The organism is Tenacibaculum crassostreae, assembly GCF_964512405.1.
In the GTDB taxonomy this organism is placed as follows: domain Bacteria; phylum Bacteroidota; class Bacteroidia; order Flavobacteriales; family Flavobacteriaceae; genus Polaribacter; species Polaribacter crassostreae.
Map to the genome: position 1 here is coordinate 218319 of NZ_CAZELE010000006.1, position 19466 is coordinate 237784.

Genomic DNA, 19466 nt, shown 5'->3' on the forward strand with positions numbered 1-19466 from the left:
TCTATTGTTCAAAACCGTATTCTCTTTCAACTTTACAAATTCGTAATTGGTACTTTTTATACCATTTTTCTCTTCCTAAATTTCTAGCTTCAGTATGTTCGATATTATTTTTCCATTGGGTTATTGCTTCTAAACTTTCCCAATACGATACTGTTATACCTATTTCAGCACGAGCAGACTCAATTCCTAAATAACCTTTTTGATTTTTTGCTAACTCTTCCATTCTTTCAGCTGTCTCTAAATACCCTTCAATATCATCAGTTAAAGTAGTGGTAAAAATTACAGCGTAATATGGAGGTTTTAAATTATCTACAATCATAAGATTAATTCATATTTAGTTTCAGGTAAACCAATATCATCACTTACAAACTTTTCAATTTCTTTAAAACCGAAACGTTCTAATATTTTAGCAGAAGCAACATTTACATCCACCACACAGCCAATCAATTTTTTCATTCCAATAGACTTACAATACGGAATTAACCCTTCACAAATTTCAGTAGCATATCCATTTCCCCAAAACCGTTCAATAAATCGATATCCAATCTCATCATTTCCTTCATCATCTTTAACTAAAGCAACCGTACCAATAAACAATCCGTTCTCTTTATTTTCTACAGCATAAATCCAAAAATCATTTTTAGGAGTATCGTAACGCTTTATCAACTGTTCAAGATCTTCTTTACTTTCTTCATAATTTTTAGGATCTCCAGTAGCGTATTGCAACACCTTAGGGTTGCTTTCCAACTCGAAAAACCCCTCAATATCAGAATGTTTTAATTTCCTAACTAGTAATCTTTTAGTTTCAAAAATCATGAATAATATCGTACTTTTGCAAACCCAAAACTCTTAAAAAGAGTGATTGATTAAATAAACTATACGAACTTCTAAAAAATTAAAGACTTCTACAAGGCTTTTGTTTTTTATTTAGGATAGCGAAAAGATGAATGCAGATAAAAAAGTAGCTTTTTACACTTTAGGTTGTAAATTAAATTTTTCTGAAACCTCTACCATTGCTAGAAACTTTGTAGATGAAGGTTTTGAGCGTGTTGAGTTTGAAGAAAAAGCAGATGTATATGTAATTAATACATGCTCAGTAACCGATAATGCTGACAAACGTTTTAAGAGCATCGTAAAGTCTGCTTTAAAACAAAACGAAAATGCCTTTGTAATTGGTGTAGGGTGTTATGCGCAATTAAAACCAGAAGAATTAGCTGCTGTTGATGGTGTAGATTTAGTTTTAGGCGCTACTGAAAAGTTTAACGTTACCAGTTACATTAACGATTTAACTAAAAACGATATTGGTGAAGTTCATTCTTGTGAAATTGAAGAAGCCGATTTTTATGTAGGATCATATTCTATTGGTGATCGTACGCGTGCTTTCTTAAAAGTGCAAGATGGTTGCGATTACAAATGTACCTATTGTACTATTCCTTTAGCAAGAGGAATTTCTAGAAGTGATACGGTTGAAAATGTTTTGAGAAATGCCAAAGAAATTTCTGAAAAAGGCATTAAAGAAATCGTATTAACTGGTGTTAACATTGGTGATTATGGAAAAGGTGAATTTGGAAACAAAAAACACGAACACACGTTCTTAGAACTAGTACAAGAATTAGATAAAGTTGAAGGAATTCACCGTTTACGAATTTCTTCGATAGAACCTAACTTATTAAAAGACGAAACCATTGATTTTGTTTCAAAATCAGACACTTTTGTTCCGCATTTTCATATTCCGCTACAATCAGGAAGCGATGAATTGTTAAAGAAAATGAAGCGTCGCTATTTACGAAAGGTATATACTGATAGAGTTTCTAAAATAAAAGAAGTAATGCCTAATGCTTGTATTGGAGTTGATGTAATAGTTGGTTTCCCTGGAGAAACTGACGAGCTTTTCTTAGAAACCTATAACTATTTAGCCGATTTAGACATTTCTTACTTACACGTTTTTACATATTCTGAAAGACCAAATACTGAAGCTATCGAAATGGACGGAGTTGTTCCTCAAAAAGTACGAGCAAAACGCAGTAAAATGTTACGTGGTTTATCAGTTAAAAAACGTAGAGCATTTTATGAAAGTCAATTAGGTAACACCTTATCCGTTTTATTTGAAGGAGAAAATAAAGAAGGTTATATACATGGTTTTACCGAAAACTATGTAAAAGTAAAAGCTCCTTGGAATCCTGAATTGGTAAACACCATTCATAAAATCACATTAACAACTATTGATGAAGACGGTTTAGTACGTTTCGATTTTGTAAAAGATGCTGTTATTGCATAAAATAATAACACACATAATATTTTATAAAAGCTCCTTTTTAAGGAGCTTTTCTTTTTGCTTTTGTTTTAAATAACTGTAACTTTAAAGTCGTAAAAAGCTATATTACCTCAATGTAACAACCACTCAATTATGAAATATATAAGTTTAAGTATTCTATTATTTGCTGCCATGTGTAGTTCTCCTAAAAAAAACAACGAACCAAAATTAGTGGAGTCAGAAGAAAAGGAAATAACTGTAAAAGAAGAAACAGTTGAAAAACCTAAAGTTCCAGAAAATGAACTTATAGTGGTATTGAAAAATGCTGAAAGTATCAACGATATAAAATCGCTAGTTAAAAATAGCGGGTTGACTTGGAGTAAGATGGCGTATGAAACAGATGCTTCAAAAATTGGAATTGTAAAAGTTCCTGTTGGTAAACGAAAATTCTGGATTGACAAACTGCAACAGACTGATGAATTTAGATTGGTAGATATTAATACTGATGAAACCCTAGCTAAGGCAATTTCCGAAGAGAAAAACAACTTATTAAGCATTCGTAAAACTCCTTGTTTTGGTGAATGCCCTGTGTATTCTGTTAAAATTGACAAAGAAGGAAACGGAGTTTACAACGGAGTAGATTACGTTCTTGTGAAAGGAATTCAAGAATTCACTTTGAGTGACAAGCAACTTAAAGAACTCAATAATAGATTAGCTACAAAAGGTTTTGATAGTTTTAAAAAAGTGTATGATAATCCAAAAGTTTTAGACTTAGGAAATACTTATATTGTTCATGATGGAAAACAAGTTAAAATCCGTTTATGGAAAGATATTCCTGATGAGCTTATTAACATTCACGAATATGTTCTTGATATTTTATTTGAAAAAGAATTCATAGAATAGAATGCCTAAAAAACATATTTATTTTGTTCCAGGATTAGCGGCAAACACTAAAATTTTTGAATACATTTCTTTATCAGAAGAACATTTCGAAATACATTTTTTAGACTGGTTATTACCAACATCAATAAACGAAACTATTGAAGAATATGCACAAAGAATGCGTGTGCGAATTCAACATAAAAACCCTATATTAGTAGGAGTTTCTTTTGGTGGCGTTATGGTACAAGAAATGAGTAAAATCATCAATTGTAAAAAGGTGATTATCATCTCAAGTATTAAAAGTAATAAAGAGTTACCTAAACGCTTAAAAATAGCCCAAATAACAAAAGCCTATAAGCTTTTCCCCTCTAAAATTGTTGAAAATATAGAAAGTTACGAGCGTTACTTTTTTAATGATTATTTAAAAAAGCGCGCAGAACTTTATAAGTTGTATTTATCGGTACGCAATAAAGAATATTTACAATGGGCTATTTACAATGTTTTACATTGGAAGCAAAGTGAAGCACTAGAAAACATAGTTCACATACATGGAAAAAACGATGAAGTTTTTCCTTTTAAACATATTAAAAACTGTATTGAAGTTGAAAATGGTACACATGTAATGATTTTAAACAAAGCAAAAACTATTTCTAAAATTATAGAAAAGGAATGCTTATTGATAGAATAAACCACAACGCAACTTCAACAATTAAAGCAAAGAAAAAATGAATAGAATGATCAGATTTTTATCAATAACAAGTATTGTATTTACGGGTATTTTATTTACAAACACCATTAGTAAATCTAACGAACCTACTATAAAAAATGTAGCTGAAACCTACGAAATAAAAGCTGTTAAACTACCTGAAAACTTAAATTTAGCAGGAGAACGAGTTCCTATAGAAAAACATGACATTAGAGAACGTATGGATCGTGAATTATTGGTAAACACTTATTGGCAATCTAACGGTTTGTTACTAATAAAACGTGCTAATAAGTATTTTCCTGTATTAGAACCTTTATTGGCAAAACACGGGTTACCCAATGATTTTAAATTTTTAGCTTTAGCCGAAAGTGCTTTTATCGATGAAACTTCTAATGTAGGAGCAGCTGGTATGTGGCATTTTATGAAGCAAACTGGTAAAGAGTTTGGTTTAGAAATTAACGATAATGTTGATGAGCGTTATAATATCGAAAAGTCTACTGAAGTTGCCGCTGAGTATTTAAAAAAATCAAAAGAGCGCTTTGGTTCTTGGACACTTGCAGCAGCAGCTTATAACGCAGGAAACTACGGAATTTCTAAACGATTAGAAGCTCAAGGAGTAACTAGTTATTACGATGCTTTGTTACCAGACGAGACAGAACGTTATGTGTTTAGAATTTTAGCCTTGAAAGAAATTATTTCAAATCCTGAAAAATATGGTTTTGTATTTGATCAAGAAGATTTGTACACCTTACCAAAAACATATACAGTTAAAGTAGACACTGCTATTACCAATATTGCTTCGTTTGCAAAACATTTTGGAACAACTTATAAAGATTTAAAGCTACACAACTCTTGGTTACGTCAAAATCACTTAAACAACCGTAGTAGAAAACTATACGAAATTAAAATACCTACTAACTAAACATGAAAAAAGTACTACCCTTCATTTATCTATTTTTTGGTGCTGTAATTTTATATTTTACATTCATCCAATTTTTTCAAGATAAAGAAAGTTATAGATTGCTATTTAACTTTACTACAGAAAATAAGTATATCTTTTTAGTTGTAAGATTATTATTTGCTTCATGGTTTTTAATCGATGGAGTTAAAAAATTAAAACAGAATCAATTAGAAGAATAAAACAAAAAAGCTCATTCAAATTGAATGAGCTTTTTTTGTTGATTTTATGTTATTTATTGAAAATCTGTATTCAATTTAATATAGTCTAAAAACTCACGTTTGGTTTCTTTATTTTTAAATGCACCACCAAACTCAGCAGTAACAGTACTACTTTCAATATCTTTTATTCCACGTGAATTAACACATAAATGTTTTGCATCAATAACACAAGCAACATCCTCGGTACCTAAAGCTTCTTGCATCGCTTGCACCACTTGCATAGTTAAACGTTCCTGCACTTGCGGACGCTTAGCATAATACTCTACAATACGGTTCATTTTAGACAAACCAATAACTTTACCTTTAGAAATGTACGCCACGTGCGCTCTACCAATAATTGGTAACAAGTGATGCTCACAAGTTGAATACACGATGATATTTTTCTCAACTAACATTTCACCATACTTATATGTATTATCAAATGTTGAGGCTTCTGGTTTGTTTTTAGGGTCTAAACCCATAAACAATTCATTAACGAAAGCTTTTGCCACTCTTTTAGGAGTACCTTGCATGCTATCGTCTGTTAAATCCATTCCTAAGGTTTCAAGAATTTCTTTAACATTTTCTTGAATTTTTTCAATTTTTTCTTTGTCCGAAATATCGAAAGCATCAGCACGTAAAGGCGTTTTTGCCGATGTACCAATGTGGTTTTCTCCTATTTCTTCTATTCTATCGTCATTCATTTTGTTGCTGTTCACTTCAAACATTTCTATCTAAAATTAGTAGGGCGCAAATTTACAACATTGTTGCTAATTTACTGTACTTTATTTATCAATTCGTCTAAAGAACAAGTAGTTTGCTCTCCAGCCGCCATATCTTTAACAACAAGTGTACCGTTTTCTACAGTTGTAACTACAAACTCAATTTCTCTGTTTATAGCATATTTCCACTGCTTTTTTTGTTGATTATTGCTTGTTGCAACATCTGGATACATTTCTGTTTTAATATTCTTATCTCGTAAGGTTTTTATCATCTTAACCTTTTCTAAACTCTCACTTTCTTCAAAATTTAGAAACAAGACTTTAGGTTTTGGCAATTCTACTGCTTCAAACAATCCTAACTCCTCCATTACCAAATAAATACGATCCAATCCGAAAGAGATACCCACTCCTGAAACATCTTTTAATCCGAAAATTCCTGTTAAATCGTCGTAACGACCTCCACCTCCGATAGACCCCATTTTTACACCCTCAGGAGCTGCTACTTCGTAAATAGCACCTGTGTAATAATTTAATCCGCGTGCTAAGGTTACATCTAATTCTAGGTTTGCAGAATCAAGCCCAATACTTTCTACGCTGTCTACAACAGTTCTTAAATCTGCTACTCCTTGTAATCCTTCATCAGAACCTTGTAACATTCCTTCTAAAGAAGTTAATTTATCTTGATTGCTTCCTGAAAAATTAAATAACGGTTCTACTTTCTCAATAGCTTCTGATGAAATGCCTTTTTCTAACATTTCTTTAACCACACCTTCTTTTCCAATTTTATCTAACTTGTCTAAAGCTACTGTAAAATCGATTAACTTATCAGAAGCACCAATTACCTCAGCAATTCCTGATAGTATTTTTCGGTTATTGATTTTGATAGTCGTACCATTCAATCCTAACTTACTAAAAACGGTATCGTATAATTGAACAAACTCAACCTCTTGCCATAATGAAGTACTTCCTACCACATCGGCATCACATTGATAGAACTCTCTAAAACGTCCTTTCTGCGGACGATCAGCTCTCCAAACTGGTTGAATTTGGTAACGTTTAAACGGAAAGGTAATTTCGTTTTGATGCTGCACTACATAACGCGCAAACGGAACTGTTAAATCGTAACGCAATGCTTTTTCAGAAATTTGAGAAGTTACTTTTTGACTGTCTTTATTTGAAAGTAAACTCTCATCAACCTTCTTTAAATAATCCCCTGAATTCAAAATTTTAAAAATCAATCGATCTCCTTCTTCTCCATATTTTCCCATTAATGTAGAAGAGTTTTCAAAACTTGGGGTTTCAATCGGTTGAAATCCGAAATTTTCAAACGAATGTTTTATCGTATTAAAAATATAGTTACGTTTTGCTACTTCTGTTGATGAAAAATCTCTTGTTCCTTTTGGGATTCCTGGTTTCATTTTTAATAAATTATGAGTTGATTCGTAATTCGTGTTTGAGCCTGCAAATATCCGAAAAATTATGAAGAAAAATATTATTCAACTCTCGCTTTATTTTTTCGCTTTAAACGGTAAATTGAAGCATTTAATTCGAATCCTAACAGTAGGATAATTGCGTTCAACCACACAAACAACATTAAAACTAACAAGGTTCCTATGGATCCGTACAACTGGTTATACTTAGCAAACTTCACCACATAAATTCCGAATAAATAAAACGAAAACATTGAAACTACAGTTGTTAAAATTGCCCCTGGTGAAAAGAAGCGAACTTCTCTTCCTTGTTTGGTTCCGTATCTAAAAAGAAGGGATACAATCGTAAAAATCATTACTAAAAACAGAAAACCTCTTCCGTAGTAAAACAAATCTAAATCACCTGTATTTAACCACCCAAACTTATGGATCTTTGTCAACGCTATTTGATAAAAAATAATCAATGCTACGGTAACAATTAAGAAAAAAGACATCAATAAAGAAACAGCTAAAGAAATGACATAAGCCCTAAAAACGTTTCTCATTTCTTTCACGTGGTAAGAATATTCAAATCCACCGAAAATAGCATTTACTCCGTTAGTCATTAAAAAAATGGATGCTAAAAAACCAAACGATAACAATCCGCCATATTGATTGTTGATAATGTCTTTAATAACAAAATCGACCGCCTCGAATGTTTTTGGTGGTAAAGCTTCTTGCATTAAAGAAAGTAATCCTTCTTGAAAACCTTCGATGGGTATGTAAGGAATTAGCGTTAAGATAAATAGCAAAAAAGGAAATATTGCCATAAAAAAACTAAACGCAATACCTCCTGCTCTTGTAGTTAAAGCTCCTTTAACAATACCAATTACATACATTTCTAACACATCGTATAAAGACATTCCTTCTAACCCCGGAATCTTGATTTTTTTTCCAAGAGCTATCAACCAGTTTATTACTGGGATTTTTTCAAGATTTTCTTCTATGCGTTTTGTCATAATTTAAGTTGCAGAGACTACAAAGTCTCAAAGATGCAAAGTTGATTTAACGTTTTTCTTTTAATTTTCTAATTAAACTAGAAAGCATTCGTTCAATTTCTCGTGATAACTCAAACAACTCATCAAATCTTTCTTTTGAAATATATGTGAGGTTTAATGAAATCTCTAATTGAGTTTGCAGTTCAAAAAGAGATGCTATTGCAATATTTAAAAACCGTATGTAATCACCTAAACTTTGTCTACCAAATCCTTCAGCAATATTACTTGGAATTGAAATTGAGCTTCTTCTTATTTGAGAAGTTAATCCAAAATTTTCTTCGATAGGAAATTGTTTTGAAACCTTATAAATTTCGGTAACGAAATTCATAGATTTTTGCCAAACCAATAATTCTCTATATGTTTTCACTCTTTTTCGCTTTACTACTCAATGATTTTGAATCTTTGCCCCTTTGAAAACTCTGTCCCTTTGAAACTTTTTTACTTCAACCCTCTTGCTTTTAACATTGGTTCCGCTTGTGGGTCACGACCTGCAAAAACTCGATACATTTCTGCATAATCCATCGTATTTCCTTTTGATAAAATTTGCTCACGGAATTTTTGTCCGTTTTCACGAGTTAACAATCCGTTGTTTTTAAACCAATCGTAGGCATCGTGACTTAACATTTCTGTCCATAAATACGAATAATACCCAGCTGCATATCCGCCACTAAAAATGTGTGCAAAATAGGTAGAGCGGTATCTCGGTGGAACTTCATCAATCTTTAATTTCATTTTTGCTAAAGCTTCTTCTTCAAATTTTGCTACATCATCAATGTTTGTATCCGAAGAAATTGTATGCCATTGCATGTCTAAATTTGAAGAACATAAATTTTCAATAATTGAATATCCTTGATTAAAGGTTCCTGCATTTTTTATTTTTTGTAATAATTCATTCGGAATTACCTCTCCTGTTTGGTAGTGAACAGCATAATTGTTTAACACCTCAGGATGTGTAGCCCAATTTTCGTTAAACTGTGATGGGAATTCTACAAAATCTCTCGAAGTACTTGTCCCTGAAATTGAAGCGTATGTTTGATTTCCAAACAACCCATGTAACGCATGTCCAAACTCGTGAAACATCGTTTCTACATTATCAAAACTAATTAAAGCTGGCTCACCTTCAGCTGGTTTAGGTGAATTGCAAACGTTATAAATTACCGGTTTTTGATTGCGTAACTTCGATTGCTTTACAAAAGCACTCATCCACGCTCCACCACGTTTACTGTCTCTCGCAAAGAAATCTCCGTAATATAGACCTAGCTTACTTCCATCTTCTTCAAAAATTTCATAAACCACCACATCTGGATGGTAAGTAGGAATATCAGTACGCTTTTTAAATGTGATTCCGTATAACTTAGTTGCTGCGAAAAACACTCCTTTTTCTAAAACATTGGTAACTTCAAAATAAGGTTTTACCTCTTCTTCGTTTAAATTATACTTTGATTTACGCACTTTTTCAGCAAAATGATTCCAATCACAAGCTCTTAATTTGAAGTCATATCCTTCTTTGTTAATTTCAGCTTGAATTTCTTTAGTTTCGGCTGCTACTTTTTCTAACGATCCAGGAATTAACCCGTTAAACATTTCAAAAACCTTATCTGGTGTAGATGCCATGGTTCCTTGCAAGCTCCAACTCGCATAATTATCAAACCCTAAAATTTGTGCCTTTTTAGCTCGTAAAAATACCATTTTTTTAACCAAATCGCTTGTATCATACTCTTCTGAATCGGTTCTGTGGATAGATTTTTCAAATAATTCTTTACGAACTTCTCTATTTTCTAAAGTTTGTAATAAGGGTTGTTGCGTTGTATTGATTAATTGGATTTCGTATTTCCCGTCTTTCTCTAATCCTTTAATCTTTTCTTCTGAAAGTCCAGTAAGCTGATTTTTATCAGAAACCGTTAAACCTCCTTTTTTACTTGCATCTAATAACTTCTTTCCGAAGTCGTTTGATAAACTTGCTAATTCGGCATTAATTTCTTTTAATTCTGCTTTCTTTTCTTCAGATAAGTTCGCTCCTGCTTTTACAAAATTCTTATAGCTTTCTTTTACTAAGTGTTTTGATTCTGCATCTAAATCTAAGCTTTCTAAATTACCGTAAACAATTTTAATTCTTTCAAACAACTTAGTATTTAATAAGATTTCATCACGATGCTTTGAAAATTTCGGAGCTAATTCTTTTTGAATATCTTTTATTGAATCATTAGTGTGAGCACCTGCTAACCCGTAAAAAACTGCAGTTACATTATCAAACACCTTGCTACTTTCTTCTAACGCTACAATAGTATTTTCAAAAGTTGCAGGTTCTGTATTTGCAATTATTTTCGCTATTTCTTCATTTTGAACCTCCATCCCTTTTAAAATTGCAGGCATAAAATGTTCGTTTTTTATTTTAGTAAAATCTGGCGCACCGTAAGGCAATGCGCTTTTTACTAACAACGGATTTTCTTCCATATTAGAAGTAGGTTCGTTTTTCGTTCCTTCTGTTTTACAAGACATAGCTAATACAATGGTTGCTACAAGGATTAAGCTTTTTTTCATGAGTATTTTAGTTTTTATACTTGTCATTGCTATAAAAAATGCTTCATTTCACTTCGCAATGACGGCTGGGTTATATTAATCTATAGCTTTTAAGCTTAAATCTAAGTTATATACAGAATGTGTTAACGCTCCTGATGAAATAAAATCAACTCCACATTCAGCGTATTTTCTAATAGTTTTCTCATTGATTCCTCCTGAAGATTCTGTTAAACATGTATTTCCAATCAATTCAACTGCTTTACGAGTATCCTCGTAGTTAAAATTATCTATTAAAATCCTATACACTCCTTCGTTAGAAAGAATTTCTTTTATTTCCTCTAAATTACGTGCTTCAACAATAATTTTAATATCCAACCCTTTTTCTGCTAAATATTTTTTGGTTTTAGTTATTGCTTGGGTAATTCCACCAGCAAAATCGATATGATTGTCTTTAATCATCACCATATCGTACAAGGCAAATCGATGGTTCTCTCCTCCTCCAATTTTAACTGCCCATTTTTCTAAAGCACGAATTCCTGGAGTTGTTTTACGAGTATCTAACACTTTGGTTTTTGTTCCTTCTAACAAATCGGCAAAAAACTTAGTTTTGGTTGCAATTGCACTCATACGCTGCATTGCATTCAACACTAATCGTTCTGCCATTAAAATAGATTGCGATTTTCCTGAAACATAAAAAACAACATCACCATATTTAACCGTTTCTCCATCATTAATTAATGTTTCAACTTCTAAATCTGCATCAACATATTTAAACACCATTTTAGCGAACTCTACCCCAGCAATAACTCCTTCATCTTTAACCAACAGTTTTGCTTTACCAGTTGCATCTGCAGGAATACATGATAATGAGGTATGATCTCCATCACCAATATCTTCTCTAATTGCGTTTGTTATAATTAAATCTAACTCTTTATTAAATTGTTCTTTTGAAATCATATTATAATTTATTCTGATGTAAAAATACTAATTCATAATTCATAATTTTGTCTTATGAAGATAAAATTACTAGCCATAGGTAAAACGGATGATAAGAATTTAATTCAGTTGATAAACAACTATGAAAACAGGTTAAAACATTACGTCAAGTTTGAACTAGAAGTTATTCCTGATATTAAAAATGTTAAAAACTTGAGTGAATCTCAGCAAAAAGAAAAAGAGGGAGAATTAATTTTATCTAAGCTGCAACCTACCGATCAATTGATTTTATTAGATGATAAAGGAAAGCAACATACTTCTATTGAGTTTTCTCAATATCTTCAAAAAAAGATGAATTCAGGAATTAAACAATTGGTATTGGTCATTGGGGGTCCTTATGGTTTTTCGGAAACTGTGTATCAAAAATCTCAAGGAAAGTTATCTCTTTCAAAAATGACATTTTCTCATCAAATGATTCGTTTGTTTATTGTAGAGCAGATTTATCGTGGATTTACCATTCTTCGAAACGAGCCTTATCACCACGAATAACCAGGTTAAAATCCAACTGCATTTAGTTTAAAATCAAGGCATTCTTCAGCCAAGAAAAAATACTCAATAAAAAGTTATTTTTTTGAGCAATTAACTGTACCTTTGTCGCCCCAAAAATCATAATATTAAATAGATTAAAATGAGAACATTAAGGCTTTTAGCTACAACAATCTTTTTCATAACTTTTTCATTCATCCAACAAATTTCAGCTCAAGAAGACATTAAAGCTTTAAAAGCTCAAATTAAAAGTAAAGAAGATTTAATTAGCGCTAACGAAGAAATTTTACTTAGCGGAGTTACTGCGTTAAAGCGTGTTAAATCTAACTTAGAGCGTTTTAAAACAAGTAAAAAAGCTACTAAAGAAGAGGTAAACAGAAAAGAAAAAGTAGTAGCTAGTATGCAGCAAAGACTTACCAAGCTTAACTCTCAAATTGACAACCACAAAAAAGAGTTAGAGGTTTTTGAAAGAAAATTAGCTAGAAAACTTAAAAAAGAAGAGCCTACTACTGAAACAAAAGTTGCTGAAAAAGCAAACAGTTTATACGAAGACAGTACAAGTAACCAACAAAAAGAAATTCTTTTACAAAAAGAACAACTTGAAGCTGCTCGTAAAAAATTAGACGAAGAACGTAAAGCTAGAGAACTTGCTTACTTAAAAGAACAAGAAGCATTACGTTTAGAGGAAGAAAAACTAAAGCAATTACAAAACCAAATTAAAGCTAAAGAGCAAAACATTAGCAAGGAAAAGAATACTTTAATAAGCGACCTTGAAGACGACATTAGCATTAACGAGGAGATCTTAATTAGCGGTAAAGAAGGTTTAGCTAAAATGAAATCTAAACTAGAAGAAGCAAAAAAAGATCCTGCAACTTCTAAAGACAGTATCGAAAGAAAACAAGCGATCATCAACAAAATAGAAAATCGTTTGATAAAAATTGAAAATGAAATTGATGCTAAAAAACAAGAATTAGCAAAAATTAAAGGATAAACCTTTTCATAAAACTATACATTCACAAACCCATTGTTTATAGATTAAACAATGGGTTTTGTTTTTTACTACATTGTCAAACCAGAAGCCTTCCTTACCAATAAAAATTAATACATTTGTTTAAGTAAACTTTCAATACATGAAACTTGTTTTTGCTACAAACAACCTAAATAAACTTGCCGAAGTTCAAAAAATGCTCCCTGCATCTATCGAGCTACTTTCTTTAAAAGATATTAACTGTTTTGATGACATTGAAGAAACTGCCGCTACTTTAGAAGGAAATGCACAAATTAAAGCCAACCATATTACTAAAAAATTTGGGTATAATTGTTTTGCGGACGATACAGGTTTAGAGGTAAATGCGTTAAATGGTGCACCTGGAGTGTATTCTGCTCGTTATGCAGGAGAACCTGCTAATACCGAAAACAACATGCAAAAACTACTTTCTGATTTGAAAAACACTTCAAATAGAAAAGCACAGTTTAGAACTTCTATTTGTTTGAATTTAGATGGAGAGCAGCTCCTTTTTAACGGTATCTGTAAAGGTGAGATTTTAAAGTCTAAACAAGGTGAACAAGGTTTTGGTTACGATCCTATTTTTAAACCAGAAGGCTACATGAAATCGTTTGCTGAAATGACTTCTGAAGAAAAAAACGCCATAAGTCATCGCGGTAGAGCTATTCAAAAATTAGTTGAATATTTAAATTCTATTGTTTAATTGAGCTCCACAAAAACAAATATTAAATATTTCACACTGCTTATAGTTTTACTATTAATCGTTGCTTTTTTAAATATTAGTTTAGGTTCTGTTACCATTCCTTTTGAAGATATTTTAAAGAGTTTATCAGGAGGCATTGCCTCTAAAGAAAGTTGGCAAACTATTATTCTTACTTATCGTTTACCTAAAACTATTACAGCAATTTTAGTAGGTTCTGGATTATCAATAAGTGGATTATTAATGCAAACTCTTTTTAGGAATCCTCTTGCTGGTCCGTTTGTTTTAGGAATTTCATCTGGTGCAAGCTTAGGGGTAGCACTTCTTATTTTAGGGTCGAGCATTTTTGGCGGAATTTTAACTACTACTATCTCTTCAAATTGGACACTTGCCATAGCAGCAAGTTTAGGTTCTTTTTTAGTACTATCAGCGGTAGTAATTGCAGCAAATAGTGTAAGAAACACGATGTCTATTTTAATTATCGGACTAATGTTTGGTTCTTTAACATCGGCTGTTATTAGTGTTTTAGCCTACTTTAGTGATGCAGAACAAATTCAACAATATATGTTTTGGAGTTTTGGTAGCTTAGGAAATTTAACTTGGTCAGAACTTTTAGTTTTTGCTATTATCTATCTTATCGGAATAGCAGGAATATTCACTGTAATAAAACCTTTAAATAGCTTTTTATTAGGTGAAAATTATGCTAAAAGCCTTGGGATAAACATTAAAAAAAGTAGAAATATCATTTTGTTAATTACTAGTATTCTTACCGGAGTAATTACTGCTTTTTCTGGGCCTATCGCTTTTGTTGGTTTAGCGGTTCCACATATTGCAAAAATGTTATTTTCAACATCAAACCATAAAATACTTTTACCATCCTCTGCTCTTATTGGCGCAATTATTTTATTAATTTGTGATTGCATTGCTCAATTACCAACTAGTGAATTCACCTTACCAATTAACGCTATTACATCTTTATTTGGCGCTCCTGTAGTTATTTGGTTACTAATTAGAAAAAAGAAAATTTACGTATAGTTTTGAATAATCCTGAAAAACATATCGTTTTAGAAACCGAGAATTTAACAATTGGTTATCAAACAAAAAGGCAACAAACTATTATTGCTTCAGATGTGAATTTTAATATTGAAAAAGGAAAATTTATTGCATTATTGGGTAAAAACGGAATAGGAAAATCTACATTATTACGTACCATTTCTAAAGTTCAAAAACCATTAAAAGGAACGGTGAAAATAAACCAAAAAGAGCTTTCAAAGTATACAGACCAAGAACTATCTACAACCTTAAGCTTAGTATTAACCGAACGTTTACCTTTAAGTCAGTTAACCGTTTTCGAACTGGTTGCTTTAGGACGTCAACCCTACACCAATTGGATCGACAAACTAACTCCTGAACACCTAAAAAAAATTCTTTGGGCAATAGAGCAAACCGAAATCACACACTTAAAAGGCAAACATTTTTACGAATTAAGTGACGGGCAACTTCAACGTGTACTTATTGCTCGTGCTTTAGCACAGGATACTGAAATTATTATTCTTGACGAACCCACTGCACACTTAGACATTCATCACACTTTTAAAGTTTTTTCTTTATTAAAAAAACTAGTTGAAACCACAGGGAAAACAATTATTATCTCTACTCACGAAGTAAATTTAGCTATTCAACTAGCAGATGAATTCATTTTACTTTCTGAAAAACAACTATATACTGGCAACTCTAAAGAATTAATCGCTCAAAACGCTTTTGAAGAGCTTTTTCCAAAAGAATTGATAAGTTTTAACAAAACATTAGAACAATTCGTTATCAAGAAAAATTAAATTTGACTCCACGTAACATTTTGTTACTTTTGATAACTAATCAACAAACTAAAACAAACCTTAATTATTGATGAAAAAATTACTTTATATAGTAAGTGCTGCAGTATTAACAGCTTGTGTTTCTAGCAAAGAAACTGCAAACACAACTGACAATAACAACACTGTAGATTACGCTGCAAAATATGCTGAGACTATCACTGCTAAAGATTTAGGCAAACACTTATTTATTTATGCTTCTGATGAATTTGAAGGAAGAAACACTGGTGAACCAGGACAGAAAAAAGCAGTAAAATATTTAAAAGACTTTTATGTAAGTAAAGGAATCGTTTCTCCACTTGGAGGTGATGATTATTTTCAAGAAGTTCCTTCTGAATACTTAAGCAACAACCGCAGAGGAATGCAGTTAAAAGACTCTGAAAATGTGGTTGCTTTTATCAAAGGAACTGAAAAACCAGACGAAATCATTGTTATTTCTGCTCACTTAGATCATGAAGGAGTTAAAGATGGTGAAATTTATAACGGTGCTGACGATGACGGATCTGGAACTGTAGCTATTCTTGAAATTGCTGAAGCTTTTAAACAAGCTGCTGATGCAGGTAAAGGACCTAAACGTTCTATCTTATTTTTACACGTTACAGGAGAAGAAAAAGGTTTATTAGGATCTAAATACTATACTGAAAACCCAATTTTTCCGTTAGCGAACACTGTTAGCAACCTAAACATAGATATGATTGGTAGAGTTGACGACCGTCATAAAGGAAACCCTAATTATGTTTATTTAATTGGTTCTGATAAGTTAAGTACAGAGTTACACAACATTTCAGAAGCAATGAATAAAAAATACATGAATATCGACTTAGATTACAAATACAACGATGAAAACGACCCAAATCGTTTTTACTATCGTTCAGATCACTATAATTTTGCAAAGCACAACATTCCGATTATCTTTTATTTTAACGGAACTCATGCTGATTATCACAAACCAACCGATACTCCTGACAAAATCAATTATGAGATGCTAGAAAACAGAACTCGATTAGTTTTTTATACTGCTTGGGAAGTTGCTAATCGTGAAAACCGTGTTGTAGTTGATAAAGCTGCAAAGTAAGTGTAACCAAATTTAAATTACTAGTTACTAAAAGCTCGCCAGATGGTGAGCTTTTATGTTTTCATCTCTATCCATAATTAAAATCTATCTATAAAACCACCATCCATAATTCTAAATAAGACAATTAATCAACAAAACACATGTGTTTATAGAAAAATAATCTATTTCAACTCGTTTTTTATGACAATTACTATTGTTTAACTTACTTTTGCCCACTATAATTTTCACATATGAAAAACGGACAAAAATTATCTACTGAAAATCAACAAAAATTAGAACAATTAGAAACAGAACTAAGCACAGCTCGCGATACTTTTTTAGGATATCCAGTATCAAAAGACTTTGATTATTCTGAACTAAATAAATTCTTTCAATACCCAATTAACAACCTTGGTGATCCTTTTGAACAAGGAACTTACCGCGTTCAAACTCACGAAATGGAACGTGAAGTCATTGCTTTTTTTGCTAAGTTGTTTAGAGCAAATCCGAAAGACTTTTGGGGTTATGTAACCAATGGTGGTTCTGAAAGTAATTTATACGGTTTATACATCGCACGTGAATTATTTCCGAAAGCAATGGTGTATTATTCAGAATCTACACACTATAGTGTTCGTAAAAACATCCACCTATTAAACATACCAAGTATCGTTATCAAATCGCAAGAAAACGGTGAAATGGATTATGAAGATTTTGAAAATACCATTCGTATGAATCGTCATAAACCAGTAATTGTATTGGCTACTTTTGGTACTACTATGAAAGAAGCAAAAGATGATATAGGTAAAATAAAAGGGATTTTAGGTAATCTAGCAATTCAAGATCACTATATACACTGTGATGCCGCTTTAGCAGGTTCATTCGGGCCTTTTATGCAACCTCGTTTACCATTCGACTTTATGGATGGTGCCGATAGTATTTCTATTAGTGGACATAAATTTATTGGTTCTCCAATTCCAACTGGTGTATTGTTAGCGAAACGATCAAACAGAGATCGTATTGCCAAAGGTATTTCTTACATCGGTTCTTTTGACACCACTATTACTGGATCTCGTAACGGACATTCTCCTTTATTTTTATGGTATGCTTTAAAACAACTGGGAGTTGAAGGATTACAAAAACGTTATGAGTACAGTTTAAGCGTAGCGGAATATTGTGAAGCTGAATTACAAAAAATTGGAGTTAAGGCTTGGAGAAATCCAAACGCAATTACTGTGGTGTTACCTAAAACTCCGAAAAGTATAAAAGACAAGTGGCAATTGGCTACCGAAGGTGAAGTAGCTCACGTAATTTGTATGCCTAACGTAACCAAAAAACAAATTGATGAGTTTGTAAACGACCTGAAAAACTGTAATGAACCAGTTATAGATGACGAGTTTTCTTATGATTTCTCGTTAAGTTAAACATTACAGTCATTACGAAAGAGTTTACGATTGAATTAATCTGTTCTTAAAAAAACAAATTAAAGATTGCTTCACTGAGTTCGCAATGACGGAACTAATTATAAAAAAACGCTAAGAAAATATCTTAGCGTTTTTTAATACACTCTATAATTTGAAATTTTTTATTCTGCTGTATCACTTCAACAACCTTAAAAAGTTGACTTAAATGCGTGCTATAATTTAAATGAGAATTAGCTACCAATAAAAACCTCCCGTTTGGCTTTAAACATTTCTCAACTCCTTTAAAAAGATGTAAAGCCACCTCAATATTATTTTCATACTCAAAATGAAAAGGTGGATTTGAAACTACTAAATCAAACGAATTTTCTTTGAAAGAATCTAACGTGTCGTTACAAACAAACTGTGCTTTTTTTCCTTTTAAATTAATTTTAGAAGACTCTATTGCTAAATTAAAATCATCAACTAAGCTTATCTCTATTTCTGGATTGTGCTCAGCAATTTCATGTGCAATTATTCCGTTTCCAGAGGCTACATCTAACACTTTTAATTCGTCTGATTTTATTTTTAAGTTTTCTAAGAAAAATTGCGTACCAATATCTATGCTTCCTGAAGAAAACACGCCATAATACTGTTGCAAAACTTTATCTTTCCATTGAATTGTATTGATAAAATCCTTTTTTGAAATTGATTTTTTTGGTGATTTTAAAATAAGTAATCGAGCTTTTTTCCATGCTTTCGATTGTTCTACCTCTTCAAAATATTGTTCTGCAATTTTTAAAAAAGATGATGAAAAATATTTAGTCATGAATCCGCAAATTACTTCTGTGTTTTCATGAGAAGCAGCGTGAATTTGTTGTAAAAACAACTCAAACAATTCAATAGATTTTGGAATTTTAACCAATGCTAAATCCACTTTTTCTAAATCATCTAACGGGGTTTTATAATCAACTTTAGTTGATAGGTCATTCAGCTGTAAGTTTTGTTGAATTGCTTTTTGCTGGCTAGCATACGTCCAAACAGTAGTTAGTTTTTTATCGTTCAAAACACAATTCAAAACTCCAAATCGATCATTGTATAAATGGATCTTTTCAGTATGTTTTTCTGAAATGTAATCTAACACCAATAACTCAGCATTACTCCATGCACGTAAATTTTTATCAGTTGTTTTAGGATAACGCTCTAATAAAAATTTGGTTGAATATATCTCTAAATGAGTTTCCAAA

The 19466-nt window shown here is 31.8% G+C and carries 21 protein-coding genes; 12 read left to right on the forward strand and 9 right to left on the reverse strand.

The annotated features are described in order from the left end of the window. Position 1: 1 nt before the first annotated feature. Positions 2–319 (reverse strand): antibiotic biosynthesis monooxygenase family protein, encoded by a 318-nt coding sequence (locus ACKTST_RS09050; protein ID WP_408047437.1) that lies wholly within the window; start codon positions 317–319, stop codon positions 2–4. Then, positions 316–816 carry a GNAT family N-acetyltransferase gene (locus tag ACKTST_RS09055; protein WP_408047438.1) on the reverse strand — a complete coding sequence of 167 codons (501 nt, stop codon included), beginning with the start codon at positions 814–816 and terminating at the stop codon, positions 316–318. Before ACKTST_RS09055 ends, ACKTST_RS09050 begins: the two co-directional genes overlap by 4 nt. 127 nt (positions 817–943) lie before the next feature. On the opposite strand from ACKTST_RS09055, the gene mtaB reads away from it, so the two are divergent. From mtaB to ACKTST_RS09080, 5 genes are all read left to right on the forward strand, one after another. Further along, entirely contained in the window at positions 944–2278 is a 1335-nt protein-coding gene (gene mtaB / locus ACKTST_RS09060; RefSeq protein WP_408047439.1) for a tRNA (N(6)-L-threonylcarbamoyladenosine(37)-C(2))-methylthiotransferase MtaB, read from the forward strand. A 129-nt stretch (positions 2279–2407) separates the two neighbouring features. Further along, the gene (locus ACKTST_RS09065) at positions 2408–3157 is read left to right on the forward strand and encodes a DUF6438 domain-containing protein (RefSeq protein WP_408047440.1); all 750 of its coding nucleotides are present in this window, start codon (positions 2408–2410) and stop codon (positions 3155–3157) included. A gap of 1 nt (position 3158) precedes the next feature. After that, positions 3159–3824: an alpha/beta hydrolase gene (locus tag ACKTST_RS09070; RefSeq protein ID WP_408047441.1), complete on the forward strand. Its 666-nt coding sequence runs from the start codon at positions 3159–3161 to the stop codon at positions 3822–3824. 37 nt (positions 3825–3861) lie between these two features. Beyond that, positions 3862–4764 (forward strand): lytic transglycosylase domain-containing protein, encoded by a 903-nt coding sequence (locus ACKTST_RS09075; protein ID WP_408047442.1) that lies wholly within the window; start codon positions 3862–3864, stop codon positions 4762–4764. A gap of 2 nt (positions 4765–4766) precedes the next feature. Next, positions 4767–4982, forward strand: coding sequence for a hypothetical protein (locus tag ACKTST_RS09080; RefSeq protein WP_408047443.1), 216 nt, complete (start codon positions 4767–4769; stop codon positions 4980–4982). Positions 4983–5035: 53 nt separating this feature from the next. Here the strand turns inward: ACKTST_RS09080 and folE are convergent, their stop codons facing one another. The 6 genes from folE to nadC all read right to left on the reverse strand — a co-directional run bounded on the left by folE (position 5036) and on the right by nadC (position 11666). Beyond that, entirely contained in the window at positions 5036–5704 is a 669-nt protein-coding gene (gene folE, locus ACKTST_RS09085) for a GTP cyclohydrolase I FolE (RefSeq protein ID WP_408047444.1), read from the reverse strand. A gap of 71 nt (positions 5705–5775) precedes the next feature. Then, a complete protein-coding gene (gene hisS / locus ACKTST_RS09090) occupies positions 5776–7140 on the reverse strand; it encodes a histidine--tRNA ligase (protein ID WP_408047445.1) in 1365 nt (454 codons plus the stop codon). A 74-nt stretch (positions 7141–7214) separates the two neighbouring features. Then, positions 7215–8150 (reverse strand): YihY/virulence factor BrkB family protein, encoded by a 936-nt coding sequence (locus tag ACKTST_RS09095; protein WP_408047446.1) that lies wholly within the window; start codon positions 8148–8150, stop codon positions 7215–7217. A 46-nt stretch (positions 8151–8196) separates the two neighbouring features. Next, positions 8197–8556 (reverse strand): four helix bundle protein, encoded by a 360-nt coding sequence (locus tag ACKTST_RS09100; RefSeq protein ID WP_408047447.1) that lies wholly within the window; start codon positions 8554–8556, stop codon positions 8197–8199. Between the two features lie 71 nt (positions 8557–8627). Continuing rightward, positions 8628–10730 carry a M3 family metallopeptidase gene (locus ACKTST_RS09105; protein WP_408047448.1) on the reverse strand — a complete coding sequence of 701 codons (2103 nt, stop codon included), beginning with the start codon at positions 10728–10730 and terminating at the stop codon, positions 8628–8630. A 75-nt stretch (positions 10731–10805) separates the two neighbouring features. Then, positions 10806–11666 (reverse strand): carboxylating nicotinate-nucleotide diphosphorylase, encoded by an 861-nt coding sequence (nadC, locus tag ACKTST_RS09110; RefSeq protein ID WP_408047449.1) that lies wholly within the window; start codon positions 11664–11666, stop codon positions 10806–10808. Positions 11667–11720: 54 nt separating this feature from the next. Between nadC and rlmH the strand changes: the two genes are divergently transcribed. The 7 genes from rlmH to ACKTST_RS09145 all read left to right on the forward strand — a co-directional run bounded on the left by rlmH (position 11721) and on the right by ACKTST_RS09145 (position 18243). Further along, positions 11721–12194 (forward strand): 23S rRNA (pseudouridine(1915)-N(3))-methyltransferase RlmH, encoded by a 474-nt coding sequence (rlmH, locus tag ACKTST_RS09115; protein ID WP_408047450.1) that lies wholly within the window; start codon positions 11721–11723, stop codon positions 12192–12194. 139 nt (positions 12195–12333) lie between these two features. Then, complete coding sequence (locus ACKTST_RS09120) at positions 12334–13182, forward strand: coiled-coil domain-containing protein (protein WP_408047451.1); 849 nt, start codon at positions 12334–12336, stop codon at positions 13180–13182. A gap of 139 nt (positions 13183–13321) precedes the next feature. Further along, complete coding sequence (locus ACKTST_RS09125) at positions 13322–13900, forward strand: non-canonical purine NTP diphosphatase (RefSeq protein ID WP_408047452.1); 579 nt, start codon at positions 13322–13324, stop codon at positions 13898–13900. After that, a complete protein-coding gene (locus tag ACKTST_RS09130) occupies positions 13901–14932 on the forward strand; it encodes a FecCD family ABC transporter permease (protein WP_408047453.1) in 1032 nt (343 codons plus the stop codon). 2 nt (positions 14933–14934) lie between these two features. Beyond that, a complete protein-coding gene (locus tag ACKTST_RS09135; RefSeq protein ID WP_408047454.1) occupies positions 14935–15732 on the forward strand; it encodes an ABC transporter ATP-binding protein in 798 nt (265 codons plus the stop codon). A 70-nt stretch (positions 15733–15802) separates the two neighbouring features. Further along, positions 15803–16843, forward strand: a complete 1041-nt coding sequence (locus ACKTST_RS09140; protein ID WP_408047455.1) for a M28 family metallopeptidase — start codon at positions 15803–15805, stop codon at positions 16841–16843. Positions 16844–17073: 230 nt separating this feature from the next. Then, complete coding sequence (locus tag ACKTST_RS09145; RefSeq protein ID WP_408047456.1) at positions 17074–18243, forward strand: histidine decarboxylase; 1170 nt, start codon at positions 17074–17076, stop codon at positions 18241–18243. 124 nt (positions 18244–18367) lie between these two features. On the opposite strand, the gene ACKTST_RS09150 is transcribed toward ACKTST_RS09145, so the two are convergent. Further along, entirely contained in the window at positions 18368–19465 is a 1098-nt protein-coding gene (locus ACKTST_RS09150) for a class I SAM-dependent methyltransferase (RefSeq protein WP_408047457.1), read from the reverse strand. Position 19466 lies beyond the last annotated feature (1 nt).

Excerpts from the sequence above, each read along its gene's own strand:
- ACKTST_RS09050 (WP_408047437.1), bottom strand. The coding sequence starts at position 319 with ATGATTGTAGATAATTTAAAACCTCCATATTACGCTGTAATTTTTACC.
- ACKTST_RS09055 (WP_408047438.1), bottom strand. The coding sequence starts at position 816 with ATGATTTTTGAAACTAAAAGATTACTAGTTAGGAAATTAAAACATTCT.
- mtaB (WP_408047439.1), top strand. The coding sequence starts at position 944 with ATGAATGCAGATAAAAAAGTAGCTTTTTACACTTTAGGTTGTAAATTA.
- ACKTST_RS09065 (WP_408047440.1), top strand. The coding sequence starts at position 2,408 with ATGAAATATATAAGTTTAAGTATTCTATTATTTGCTGCCATGTGTAGT.
- ACKTST_RS09070 (WP_408047441.1), top strand. The coding sequence starts at position 3,159 with ATGCCTAAAAAACATATTTATTTTGTTCCAGGATTAGCGGCAAACACT.
- ACKTST_RS09075 (WP_408047442.1), top strand. The coding sequence starts at position 3,862 with ATGAATAGAATGATCAGATTTTTATCAATAACAAGTATTGTATTTACG.
- ACKTST_RS09080 (WP_408047443.1), top strand. The coding sequence starts at position 4,767 with ATGAAAAAAGTACTACCCTTCATTTATCTATTTTTTGGTGCTGTAATT.
- folE (WP_408047444.1), bottom strand. The coding sequence starts at position 5,704 with ATGAATGACGATAGAATAGAAGAAATAGGAGAAAACCACATTGGTACA.
- hisS (WP_408047445.1), bottom strand. The coding sequence starts at position 7,140 with ATGAAACCAGGAATCCCAAAAGGAACAAGAGATTTTTCATCAACAGAA.
- ACKTST_RS09095 (WP_408047446.1), bottom strand. The coding sequence starts at position 8,150 with ATGACAAAACGCATAGAAGAAAATCTTGAAAAAATCCCAGTAATAAAC.
- ACKTST_RS09105 (WP_408047448.1), bottom strand. The coding sequence starts at position 10,730 with ATGAAAAAAAGCTTAATCCTTGTAGCAACCATTGTATTAGCTATGTCT.
- nadC (WP_408047449.1), bottom strand. The coding sequence starts at position 11,666 with ATGATTTCAAAAGAACAATTTAATAAAGAGTTAGATTTAATTATAACA.
- rlmH (WP_408047450.1), top strand. The coding sequence starts at position 11,721 with ATGAAGATAAAATTACTAGCCATAGGTAAAACGGATGATAAGAATTTA.
- ACKTST_RS09120 (WP_408047451.1), top strand. The coding sequence starts at position 12,334 with ATGAGAACATTAAGGCTTTTAGCTACAACAATCTTTTTCATAACTTTT.
- ACKTST_RS09125 (WP_408047452.1), top strand. The coding sequence starts at position 13,322 with ATGAAACTTGTTTTTGCTACAAACAACCTAAATAAACTTGCCGAAGTT.
- ACKTST_RS09140 (WP_408047455.1), top strand. The coding sequence starts at position 15,803 with ATGAAAAAATTACTTTATATAGTAAGTGCTGCAGTATTAACAGCTTGT.
- ACKTST_RS09145 (WP_408047456.1), top strand. The coding sequence starts at position 17,074 with ATGAAAAACGGACAAAAATTATCTACTGAAAATCAACAAAAATTAGAA.